The 11,384-nt window shown below is 53.1% G+C and carries 12 protein-coding genes and 2 pseudogenes; 5 read left to right on the top strand and 9 right to left on the bottom strand.

The window, feature by feature from the left end; genetic code table 11:
• Positions 1–1,055 (bottom strand): hypothetical protein (locus ABF979_RS14080; protein WP_415560470.1); only part of this gene is annotated, 1,055 nt, incomplete at its 3' end.
• A 564-nt stretch (positions 1,056–1,619) separates the two neighbouring features.
• On the opposite strand from ABF979_RS14080, the pseudogene ABF979_RS14075 reads away from it, so the two are divergent.
• Positions 1,620–1,910 (top strand): annotated as a pseudogene (locus tag ABF979_RS14075) (IS5 family transposase); the annotation flags it as partial.
• Here the strand turns inward: ABF979_RS14075 and ABF979_RS14070 are convergent.
• The 6 genes and pseudogenes from ABF979_RS14070 to ABF979_RS14045 form a co-directional block, all read right to left on the bottom strand.
• Positions 1,909–2,190: pseudogene (locus ABF979_RS14070) on the bottom strand (transposase); the annotation flags it as partial. The pseudogenes ABF979_RS14075 and ABF979_RS14070 overlap by 2 nt on opposite strands.
• A gap of 555 nt (positions 2,191–2,745) precedes the next feature.
• The gene (locus ABF979_RS14065) at positions 2,746–3,135 is read right to left on the bottom strand and encodes a hypothetical protein (RefSeq protein WP_415499337.1); all 390 of its coding nucleotides are present in this window, start codon (positions 3,133–3,135) and stop codon (positions 2,746–2,748) included.
• Positions 3,136–3,147: 12 nt separating this feature from the next.
• On the bottom strand, positions 3,148–6,318 hold the full coding sequence (gene mobF, locus ABF979_RS14060; RefSeq protein ID WP_415560469.1) for a MobF family relaxase: 3,171 nt from the start codon (positions 6,316–6,318) through the stop codon (positions 3,148–3,150).
• The gene (locus ABF979_RS14055) at positions 6,315–6,569 is read right to left on the bottom strand and encodes a hypothetical protein (RefSeq protein ID WP_415430129.1); all 255 of its coding nucleotides are present in this window, start codon (positions 6,567–6,569) and stop codon (positions 6,315–6,317) included. The genes mobF and ABF979_RS14055 overlap by 4 nt, the downstream gene beginning before the upstream one ends.
• Positions 6,570–6,632: 63 nt before the next feature.
• Positions 6,633–7,067 carry a hypothetical protein gene (locus tag ABF979_RS14050; RefSeq protein WP_415499339.1) on the bottom strand — a complete coding sequence of 145 codons (435 nt, stop codon included), beginning with the start codon at positions 7,065–7,067 and terminating at the stop codon, positions 6,633–6,635.
• A complete protein-coding gene (locus tag ABF979_RS14045; protein ID WP_415499340.1) occupies positions 7,064–7,321 on the bottom strand; it encodes a type II toxin-antitoxin system Phd/YefM family antitoxin in 258 nt (85 codons plus the stop codon). The genes ABF979_RS14050 and ABF979_RS14045 overlap by 4 nt, the downstream gene beginning before the upstream one ends.
• 305 nt (positions 7,322–7,626) lie before the next feature.
• Between ABF979_RS14045 and ABF979_RS14040 the strand changes: the two genes are divergently transcribed.
• From ABF979_RS14040 to ABF979_RS14025, 4 genes are all read left to right on the top strand, one after another.
• Positions 7,627–8,493: a hypothetical protein gene (locus ABF979_RS14040; protein WP_415499341.1), complete on the top strand. Its 867-nt coding sequence runs from the start codon at positions 7,627–7,629 to the stop codon at positions 8,491–8,493.
• 84 nt (positions 8,494–8,577) lie between these two features.
• A complete protein-coding gene (locus ABF979_RS14035; protein ID WP_143221500.1) occupies positions 8,578–9,369 on the top strand; it encodes a hypothetical protein in 792 nt (263 codons plus the stop codon).
• A complete protein-coding gene (locus ABF979_RS14030) occupies positions 9,357–9,971 on the top strand; it encodes a hypothetical protein (protein ID WP_095351953.1) in 615 nt (204 codons plus the stop codon). The genes ABF979_RS14035 and ABF979_RS14030 overlap by 13 nt, the downstream gene beginning before the upstream one ends.
• Positions 9,955–10,122 carry a hypothetical protein gene (locus ABF979_RS14025; protein WP_415560468.1) on the top strand — a complete coding sequence of 56 codons (168 nt, stop codon included), beginning with the start codon at positions 9,955–9,957 and terminating at the stop codon, positions 10,120–10,122. The genes ABF979_RS14030 and ABF979_RS14025 overlap by 17 nt, the downstream gene beginning before the upstream one ends.
• A 130-nt stretch (positions 10,123–10,252) precedes the next feature.
• On the opposite strand, the gene ABF979_RS14020 is transcribed toward ABF979_RS14025, so the two are convergent.
• Both ABF979_RS14020 and ABF979_RS14015 read right to left on the bottom strand, forming a co-directional pair.
• Positions 10,253–10,384 (bottom strand): hypothetical protein, encoded by a 132-nt coding sequence (locus ABF979_RS14020; RefSeq protein ID WP_257006413.1) that lies wholly within the window; start codon positions 10,382–10,384, stop codon positions 10,253–10,255.
• Between the two features lie 339 nt (positions 10,385–10,723).
• Positions 10,724–11,384: hypothetical protein (locus tag ABF979_RS14015; protein WP_415560467.1), on the bottom strand; the 661-nt coding region annotated here is incomplete at its 5' end.

The raw sequence follows: 11,384 nt of genomic DNA, 5'->3' as shown, positions 1-11,384 counted from the left end.
TCTCCCCCAGTGACGAAAACCCCTTCACTGTTGAATAAGAACGAATACTCATTTGATCCGAGCAATTCCAGCGCCTCTTCGCGCGTATGATCTGCTGTTGCTTGACAAAAACTTACCAAAACTGAACGCTTGATGTGACCTATCGCGTTATTGCTTTTGGCAAAGAACTCGGCATTCCCTTCTGGAGGGAGAGCTATAATCTCGAGATCGTCACCATCAGCGTTCGACGATCTCGTCCCAAAGCTAGGGGGATTTTTAAGGTGAATATTTGCCGCCGCCAGTTCCGCGGCCAACTCGCGAGCTTGCGCCGAATTCATCACGCCCGTGATTCTTGATAAAACGGGCTCTACAGCCTCCAGACAAATTCCGGAATCATCAAACACGGTGTATATAGCTATGTCTTTTACTCGAATGTACAAGGTGTAAGCGCTGGACACGGTAGCAATATCAAAAAATTCATCTTCGGAGTTCTCTCCAACTTCGACGAACAACATTGATCCGTGGACATACTTACCAATCTTTGCGCCGGAGTAATGGGCGCGGGCGAGACAATGCATGTGGTGAAATGTTGACCAATCATAGCCATCAGATATGTAGAATCGTCCAAGGCGCGTATCCGGGTTCTGTAAAAGCGTTTTGTCTTTAAGGTGCATTTTTACAAAGAGTAGGGCCATCCACTGAAACAGGCGCTCGGTCCCCTCGCGCTCGACCAACGCGCTTAGACCTGAAAAGCCCTTCCCAAACGCTTCGCTGATTGGTTTTTCAAAATGCTCCGCAAGACCCGTGTTACATTCAGTGCAACACGGGATGGTATAACTTCCATATCGGTGCAGCCTACCGTTCGGAAGCTGAATATTCCCCGAGTGAATATTGACATTCCTCAACAACCAATTTGGTATAACATGCTCTCTATTGAATGGGACTTTACTCGGATGTCGTCCGCATATAAAGCAATGATCGCCCTCACAGATATCAGAAACAAATTTGTCTATACTACAAAATCGTAGGCGACCGGTTTTGTCGTAGATCGACTTGTCAGTGCTGATGGGCATCATGAGATTATGCTGGAGAACTCACAAAATTTCAACAAGATTACAGTGAGTAATGTTTTAACCGAACAATGTTTCACCTACACGTTTGGCATGCTTGTTGCGACCGCAAGCTGAACCGCTCTAAAACTGATGGAAGCCAGTCTTCGAAAGTCGAACATTCATGTCTGTTCTTCGGAATCACATATTGGTGCACCGACGTCCGATATGAGAGGCAAAGTGGCCGCAGGAGTCTGCGCTATTCACCTGGAGGGATCGAAGAACCCTTGATTGATGTGCTTGTCCGGTAATTTCTGGCTTTTGGCGATTTGGTTGACGGCGCTTTGGGTCACTTTTGACCTGCGTTTTGAGCGGATCGAGCGTTGCCCCTCGCTGGATGGCTATGCGCTCGCACTCAATCTTTCGAGGAAGAGGAAGCGGCGCATATTATAGACGATATTGGCCAGTCCGATCCTCATGGTGGCCCGCGTTATGCCTAGGGCGTGTCGTCAGTTAGCGTGGAGTGGCATGAGGCTTGTACTCCCGTTTGATCTGTGATGTTTTCTCTCTGTTTTTCGGGGAGATACAGAGATGCGACGGTATGGTCTGAGCGATGATCAGTGGGCTCGGATAAAAGACCTTCTCCCAGGTCGTGAGGGCCACGTCGGCGGTACGGCCACGGATAACCGTTTGTTTGTGGAAGCGGTTCTGTATCGCTACCGCGCAGGCATTCCCTGGCGTGATCTGCCGACCCGTTTTGGAGACTGGAAGAACGTCCACCGGCGACTGCGCCGCTGGTGCGAAAGCGGTGTGATCGAGAGCATTTTCCGGAATCTGGCGGCTGACCACGACAACGAATACATGATGATCGACAGCACGATAGACCAAGGAAACGCATGAAGGAGAGGCGGTCGTTGATCAGATATTCCGTCCGCTCATCAGACAGATTGTTCAATGTCTGGATCACCAGGATCTTGAACATTAGCACCGGATCAAATGACGGTCGTCCGCCTTTGCTCCCATCTGAATAGGCCAAAACCTGCTCCAGATTCGAGCGGAACACCTCAAAATCCACAGTCCGGGAAAACGCTTCGAGCTGGTCACCAAGCCCGCTCAGCCGAGCAAGACGCTCTTCAACATCAAAGAAACCAGACTGCCTCATCTTCCACCCCGCACAATCAACGCACGAAAAATGGAATCACAAGACAAGGCTCAAAACCAAGGGGTTTTTCGATCCCTCCACCTATGTGACAATTGTTTCCACCCCTTCACTCTGGAGCGCGAAAATCTGAGGATCATTCACCTGTGCGTCAGTTGAAACCGGCACACGTTCGCCCCATCACAGAACACTCAAAGCGATCCGGCATACACTGGAGGCGGCAGGAATCCTCTTTATTGGTGAGGAAGGCAATTTGGGGCCGGGCGTCAGGCTCAATAGCAATGAACACCCAGCGCTTATGTCAGATATGGAACAGCATGCCCCTGAGCTTCGGCACAAACTCAGCCCCGGCGCTTTTCAGGAACCATATAGTTCATTCTCTGCTTATTCCGCATGCTCAACCAATATAATGCATGGCACCATCCTGCCTTCACCTTTGGCAGAAAGCTTAAATAAAGCACGTAGCGATAGCCATAAAGTTATGTTTGCGATAAAAACCTTAAATATGGATCATGCTATCCTCCCATGTTTAAGGTTTTCGCCGTGAACCGTCAGGATTTAGCGGGAGGCGTCAGAGAGTGTCTGGCCCGCCTGCCTTACCCTTATGAGAACCATTATGGCGTTGTCCCACTTCCAACCTCGCTTCCCTCGCCATGCCTCATTGATCAAAGCTGTCAGTACCCCTTGATCTGTTCTGGAATAGATCAGATCGGGATGCTTTGTAAGAAAGTAATAAACTGACTGCATGTCCGTGTGTCCCCAGTTCGGCCGGTCATCAATAAACTGCCTCAGTCCATCAAGGGCTTCCTGGTTAATATCTTCAACCCGTCGCCGAAAAGCACGATACTCTTCACTACTCTGGCAGTTTTCAGCCTCACGCTCCATCGACATCAATGGGGCAAGAGTTGCAATCAACTGCTCTATCTCCATCACATCATCTTCCATCATGGCCTGCTCCTGTCACAAACCCGGCTCGACGTTACGGCTTCTGCCTCTATCACGCACCTGCTCCTGTTGCCGTACATGCTTTTTCTTCTGATTACGCTTCAAACCATCAACTGATTTCTTGATAGATTCAGCCATATTCTGGGTCTGGTAAGCTTGCCGTCGAAGTTTACGACTCACATCATCCCACTGTTCAGGCGTTATCGCGCGTAATCCCCGGCTCGCCTGTCGTGCACGCTGCTTCTCCCCAGGAGACTTTCCTTCCTGCCTTGCCTTCTCATTAACATGGGCCTGTGTAATCCAGCGACGTATGTCATCCTGATATTGTAGCTCTACACCTTCGAGATCTATCGCCAGTGACTTGTAGGGGTGCTTGCCCATGTCACCAGCAATGCGATTTAGAATATCCTCAATCGTGACTGGGGTCTTATCCCCCAACGGGCGAGAAAAAGTTTCCGCCTCCGTTACGGGAGCTTCAGCGATCTTCGTCCAACAGGTCAGAACGTGACGGCTCTCAGCCACATAGGCCGTGAACCCCGTCATTGCCGTTGTGCCGCGTGGCATGGCGTTAATATGTTCGTCTGAAGTAATCCCTTGGGCTGCATCAATGGTCATCGCATGACCAAACCCTAACTTGATCCGCCCTGTTTTCCTGTCGGCCAAACGCTCCCATGGAACGAAACCTTCGACGCCGTGACTATTCTTCAGAACAATGCCTTTATCGGTCCACCCCTTCACATCGACAAAATCGCCATTGTTGCCCAACTGGCGCCAACGGTTGCGGTCATTTGTTCGCACCAGGCAGTTCGTCCGTGAAAAAAGACGCACCCTGTCACCAACAGAAAGGGGCAAATCATATTCTTCTCCTCTCTGGTCTATAGCTGCCCGAACAATCTCTTCTTTTCCAATCTCGCCCCGAATACGTAGCCTTTCACGCACGGCAATACTCAGTGCCATGACATCTTCATTGGTGGGAGCTGACATTGTAATCCCACGCTTCGACCCGGCTGCCGTCAGCATGTCACGGCGCTTGAGGTAGAAGTCTGCGATCTTTTCCACGACCTGAGTATGATCGCCACCGACCAGACTGAACGTGCCATCTTTACGCTTCATGTCGATGGCCTGTCGGGTACGCTGGGTGTCCTGCTCTTTCTGCTTCGCTTCGGAGAGCGTCAGGTCTCGGCCGGGGCTCCGGAATAGGCCAGCAATTTCACGTCCGCGGGCCGTTTTCTGTCGAACGGTGCTGAGCAGGGCTGGCTGTGCTTCTTTGGGAAGCACACGCATGAGCAGCTCTACAGCATCACCGGCCTCAATCGCCTGTGCCTGTTCCCTGTCCGCCAGAATACGCAAGGTGAATCCTGCTTCCTGTTGGTAGCGCAGGATCTGTAACATCTGACCTGGTGCAATCTGGCTCGCTTCATCCAGAACCAGAACGCTATCCGGGTCGAGGTTCAGGCTTCCATCCTCAATTTTCCTCAGAAGGGGGGCAAGAGCATAACGCTCTTCAATACCTGCATCCGACAGGGCGTCCGCCTGACGCCAAGCCAGTGCTGCCCCGACCATTCGCCGACCATCCTGCTTCCATGCATCCACCAACGGCTGGAGCAGAGTGGTCTTGCCAGCCCCGGCAACACCCGTCAAAAAGGCAAGCTGGCCAGCTTCCCCCATTGCATAGATGGCAGCAAGCTGTGCCTTGCCATGGTCAGGCTCGCGCTCAAAATCCAATCCCGAACGCGCAATAGCCGCCGCAATCTGCTCGCTCGACAACACCCCTGTTTGTGTTCTGGACGCGAGGCCAGCCAGATCAGCCATTTCTTCTTCAAGGGCCAGTTGAGCCGTTGTCGCAATCTGCACAAGACGATCGCGTTCCTTCTCAACGAAGAGAACCATCTCGCCGTTCACAAGGATGCCCCGCTCCTCGATCATTTCCGCTACACGGTCGATGTCCGAACTGGATGCAATCCCTGCCGCAATCAATCCATGGGCTGCATGAACCCGGAACATGTTCTTATCCAGAACAGCCGCAGTGCGGAATTCATCCGCGAGCAGCCTGGCCGCAACCTCATACGCTTTATCAAACCGTTCCTGCTGGGTAAGCTCCTGAGGCTTATCATCCGTAAGAACGGTCTTGTGCTCCCAGCCCATTTCCCTGGCCTGTTCCCGCCAGATCTCCCGGTCGTTAGTGCCATCATATTTTTTGGACCGGAACGCAAGGTTGGCCTGATGCAGCACCTGAAACTTCTGATCGGCCGTCATGGTATTCCAATCACCACCCTGACGCTTCACAAAAGCCTTGGCCTGCTGTTCTGCCTGCCTCGACCGTTTGGAAAACGCCTCGCAAGCCTCCTTGGGGATCGCTTCAATGACGACTGCTTTTCCGCGGGCATCTGGGGCAATCTGTACACCAAGCTTCCGCAATTCCTGCGCCAGCTCTGCCTGGAAATACGCCCCATAAAGATGGGCTGTAACATTCGTCAGGCGCGCACTGTCCAATGACCCAAGGTGCCCGCTCTCGGTGGCCACAGCGTTAAGCATGACGTTATGGATGTGCGCCTGCGGATCACCGGGAACCGGTATTTCCACCGATGCAGTCGCACCCGCCTCTCCATCCTGAATATGCAGCGCTGGACGGGCGGTATAATGACGGAAGGAAATCCATGCCACCTCACCTTCCTCTTCAAGACCTGCCCCTGCTTTCCCCCGGCGTGCAATGCCAATCTCGCTTCCAATTAAAACCAAAGCCCGATCATTTGCGAGGTGGATAGCCTGCCAGATCAGGGCCTGCTCCGCTTTGGTCTCAGCGAACTCGGCGGCGAGTGTAACTGACTTATCCGGCGAGGCTGTGAAGTCAAAACCCGATATTTTCCGGCTGGCATGGTCTCCAGCCCATTTGCCACCCGTGTCGGCTCTCTTACACTCAAAAAGACGCGCCAGTCCCTCATCAGTGGGAGGCTTGGTTGTATCAATACCTAACTGGTCGGCAATCCTGCCGCCAATATGAGGAGCCCACGCGCCCTTGCCCTCACGACCAGTGTAATAAGAATTGAGCCGTTCGCCGCTTTCCGTGTTTTTCTCCAGATCACGGTCGGTCCGCACATCGTTTTCTGGCTCCAACTGATGTTCGCGCAGATATGCGACAATCAGTTTCCCTGCCCCGTCAGCTGTCAGTTTACGAAAGGTAATCATGGCGCACCATGATCTCTGGTGACTTTAACCAGGTCGTCGACCGATGCCTTTACACCACTCAGCGTATCAGAAAGCTCAGAAATGGCATTGGCCATTTGGGCGAGAGCCTCAGAGATCTTCGCACTTTCGTCATCATCGTCTGCAGGACTGACCAGCTTAAGGATATCCTTGATATCCTTCGCCATGACATCGCCCTTTGACAGAAGGATCACCAGAAGATCCGCTAATTTTTGCTGACCTGAATCCACCACGTCCCAAACTCCTCTTCAATAAGATGGAATGAGTATGGTCGGTTCAGTTGTGAATACGGTTCTTCAGTCCGTCCGGGGGACGAGAACCTTGCGCGAACGCCTTGCTTCACTCACAAAGGCATCCCTGATCGTGCGGTACAGCGATGGCGGCAGAAAACCGTAAGCGACCGTAGATTGGTCTTTTCCGATTGGTCTGAGGTCCGGGCCTGGCCAGATAAAATCATTTGCCTCGGTAATGACGACCCACGATCGCGCATCATCCAGTCCAAGCCTCTGCTTGGTGGTGTGTGGAAGTTCAATGGCGGTTTGCCCGGCTACAGGGGGTGAGTGTGTGACAGGCAGGACAAGGACCCGTGTCAGGCCCGCATCATTCTGGGTTGTGAGAATGATGGCACATGGACGATCCTTTCGGCCTTCCTCCTGCCCTTGATCTGCTTCCCGACGCCACAGGTAGAAATACCGAATTACAAGTCCCGGTATCGGGTCCGGGAAGCTCACTGGTTGCTGATCTCTGCATCCAGTTGGGCATAACTATCTGGCACCTCGGTCGCTGCGATAGCTTCAATATCCATCTCGCTCAACTCGTTGGGCAGAACAACACGGCGGGATCTGGCGAGCAGCTTCTGGTATTCAGCAGCAGACAGCACCACCAGCCTGTCCTTCCCATTACGGGTAATCGTTACGGCTTCTGACAGGGCCTGATCGGTCATGGTGCCATAATTGCGGATGAACTCTGCACTGGAAACACGCACTGTCAGCTCTCCTACTGGTCAGATGTAAGGGTATGTAACTTTCGCATTATACGAACCTTACAAACCATAGACCAGCGCAATTCCTTCGTTCCTCATGATGTTTTTTTAATCCTCCTGAGTGGCCCCGTAGGGGCCGCACCCAAAAGGGTGCATTTGTATATGGAAAAGGTTTTTTGGTGATGTTGTTGTGATGTAGTTCTGATGTAAAGCGGCAGCAAAAGCGAGAAAGAGTTGATGGATAACTGATGTCTTGGTATAGGGCTTGGGCGGCCACAAAAGGCGCAAGAGTGTGGGAAGCGGCCAAAATGACGACAATAAGCATCGGGATTGAAGGGGCGTTGGCAGCGCTTGACGACGCTTATGGCGCGGCATCGTTGCGGGCATGGATGGAGCGGCATCGTGACGCATTGCTCGCTCATCTGGATGGCCGTCGGATCAACTGGCGCGCACTCTGTGAATGGTTTGCCTCGGCTGGCCTGACAAACGCCAAAGGTGAAACACCGAGCATCCGTTGCGCCCAGTTAACCTGGCACCGCGTCGGCAAGTGGCTGGAACGCAGGAAGACCCAAGCAGCAGAGCGGAATGCTGAAACCCTGCGCCTCGAAGCGGAACGCGAGAGCGAAAGAGCTTTACGCGATGCAGAAAACCGCCTGAAGCAGGAAGCAGAGGCCATTGAGAGAGCAAAGCTGCTCGAGAAGATGGCGTGTGCTGAACGCGCAGCAGAATGGCAGCGCGAAAACAGGGCGCGCGTAGAAGAGTATAAGCATCAGGCGAAACAGAACCGTGCAGCTGAAACAGCTACGCCAACCGTGACAAAGCCAATACCGGCACTATCAGAAGCCCAGCCAGACGGCTCGCATCTGGTTTATCTGGATTTGCCCAAAGTCGATAAAGTTTCAGCTAAGGCCTATTTGCCGCACGACCCGTCTTTGCCTCCCGTTCAGGAAGGCGAACTGGAACAGATAAGGCTTCTTCCGTTCAAGTTCAGTGATCTGCCGGGCTACCCAAGCCATAGGAATTACGATTACGAGTTCGAGTGGCTGAGAGATGTTGGACATCTGCTTTGGGCCAGACACGGAACTACAGAAACGATGACTTTTGCAGAAAGCGAAGTTTTCCGTGCGGCCCGAAATCAGGTACCCGGTTTTTGGCGTGATATTACCCCGCAGTAGCACGTCTGAGAGTATTCACAACCTGAACCCGTATCCTTGATTTGAAGGTGTACATCCTGTCCACCGATCATACTCGAGGATTGCATGTCTGAGAAAACGACAACCGTTACACCAAACTCATCCACTCAATCCCGTCGGGCATTCTGGCGGATAGGTCGGGGGCGAAGCGGGGGAAGTCTGGGTTGTGCAGGGATTGCCCGCCGGGCGATTGCCCTTGGTCATCCTGTCCTTGTTGCAGATGGCGATATCAACAACCCCATGCTCTCCCGGCTCTACCCAGCCACAAGCAAATACGGCGTTGAACGTCCGACCAGCGCCACCCTTGAAACGAGCAAAGTCTGGCTGGCAGACATTCTGGCTCAGGCACTACAGCGCGAAGCGTCCGTCATTATTGATATGGGCGGTGGAGACCGTGTGAGCGAAGAACTGGCTGAAGAGTCCAATCTGGGAGAATTCCTAAGTCACAGCGGTCTCCAGCCTACCTATGGTTATTTCACAGGCCCTGAGCGTGATGACTTTGAACACGTCCACCGCATCTGGAACAGTGGTGTCTTCAAAGGCGGACAATCAGTGCTGATACTCAATGCCGGGCTAGTTCGCACCCACAATAGCGCAGTGGATCCTTTTGCATGGTTACGCAAAGATTCTCGCTATCAGGAAATGGCATCTCAGGGTGTAAAGATTATCGATATGCCTGCGCTAACCTGCATGAAACACATTGAGGGGGCAGGACTTACCGTTTTTGATGCTATCGACGGAAAAGCATGTAGCAATGGCCAACCCCTAAACCTGCTCTGGGTCCATATGGCCAAAGAATGGTACAATAAGCTTATTATTGCCCTCGAAAGCGAAGGTGGTAAGAAATGGTTGCCTTAACCCCACAGGGCAACCAAAAGGAACAGGAGGCGCGAGAGCGTCTCCTGAGTGCCCTTCATGACGCGGGAATTGGGTTGGACACTCCGCTTGGCATTCTGATTATGTCGCAAGCCGAGGCATCAGCAGCAGCCAAGGATACGACAAGCACCCTTCTTGATGAGCTAAAAGCTGAACGCCTGTCGGTCCAGAGCGACCTGACAGCACTGCTTGAACGGTTGGACAAAGGATTTCAAAGTATCCAGAGCCTCCAAAATACAGGGGAAGCACGCCTTAAAGAGCAGGAAATTGCCCTCGCGCGGGATCAGCAGGCCCTCTTTGACCGCTTCATGGCCTCGTTGGAAAAGGGCTTGAAGGAACAGACCTTCGAGCGGATCCGCGAGCGTCTTCCGACACAGGAATACACGTTTTACCGGGAAGCCCGTTGGCACGCCTATGCCCGATTGGCTCTCATGGCGGGTGGCCTTATTTTAATGGGTGCGTGTGTTTCACTGTTTGCGACATGGGACCAGAGCAGTCGCGGCCGTTATTGTCTGACACACACGTATCATGATTCCAAAACAGGCCAGCTCTGGTGCGATCTGAGCGATGTTCCTCCTTCCTGATGCTGAACTGCCAGCCCGTTCCGGCCTGTCAAGTCCAGAGCAACCTGAGCCTGACGAAGTGGCCTGCGTCCAGCGCGGGGCTATTGCCCTGCGATGGGTGCGGGCCACTTCGTCCTGGCGAGGGTTGCGCCGCCGCGAAGCGGAGCCGTAGGCTGACTGGACAGGCCGGAACGGGCGATACGCTCATGATTAAGCGGACAAGAAACACATAAGGCGGCCGAGGCCGCCTTATTCCGTATTACCGGGCAAAAATGGGCAGTTCCGGGTTTCCCATTCGCTCATTAAGACTGTTCAAGACGCTTTCTCAAAGCTGCAAGCCGGTCCGCAATCGGCCCCAAAGCAAGAGCAATCAGCGCACTGAAGAACACAAACGGCAGCGCGAGGTAAAGGATACTCTGCGTAAAACCATCCATTTTTCAGTCCTCCTTGTCTGTATTATAAGGGATCAAGGCGAGTAATACCAAAGAAATAAATTCGAACAGGAGAGCCACACATAAGGCGGCAAGAGCTGTCCGTAGGTTAAGAGCGCCAAAATTTGAAAATAAGGGCGTTACCAGACCCACGCCTATAATAGCAAGAGCAACGGATTGAGTCAGGGATGAAACGGCTTTGAGTCTGTCCTCTTTATGTTTCCTCGTCTGAGCTGGCGGCAAGATTGCCCGCAAGAGCGGGTGTGAATGTTTGGGGTGTTGCGTCATTAAGTTTTGTCCAAAACTGCACGGAGTGCCGGGGCTATCGCCCCGGCTTGGTTTTTAGATGCCCAATGCATCATGGAGCAAGGCGGTTGCCTTCTCGTTGACCGGCTGCTTGCTGCGTGTGTTCTGGTAGGCTTTCCATTCTTCGCCCATCAGTTCGGCATATGCCCGGCAAGCCCCTTCTGCAATGCAGGTCACGGAGTAGGCTTTCACGCCGTTTTCAGCTGCAATCCGTGCCAGCACCGCCACGCGGTTGTCTCCACCGTCAACGCCCATACGGTCTGCATCGCGTTCTTCGTTGGCAAACTGATCTTTTGCATCTTTGGCAAGCAGGCGGCGGGTTTCGTAGAAATTTGCGGACCCGATAGCGGAGCGGACAAGGGCGTCAACAGTGCGATCAAGGTGCATCTTGAGGGCTGTCAGGTTGTCGTCACCGCGAATCTGGTTAACCAGCACAGGATAAAGGATGGTGAACTGGTCGCGCACAATGGCGTCCCCCACCCCGATCAGTTCTGCCGTGTCAGCACATTCCATGCCGAAATAGGATACGATCTGCGCCACTCTGGTTTCGTCAGGGGCCAAATCCTGCGCGGCTTTGAGTGTGGGGGCTTCCATAGCGGCTTTGCGGGCCTGCGCTTCCTGAAAGCGGCGAACCTGTTCGGGTGAAGCCTTACCGGCTGCGTCACCCTTGCGAGGAGCGGAGTTCTGGGCGATTGTG

The organism is Gluconobacter sp. (assembly GCF_047723935.1).
Lineage (GTDB): Bacteria > Pseudomonadota > Alphaproteobacteria > Acetobacterales > Acetobacteraceae > Gluconobacter.
Note: the sequence above shows the minus strand (reverse complement) of the source record. Positions and strands in the feature narration are given on the sequence as shown.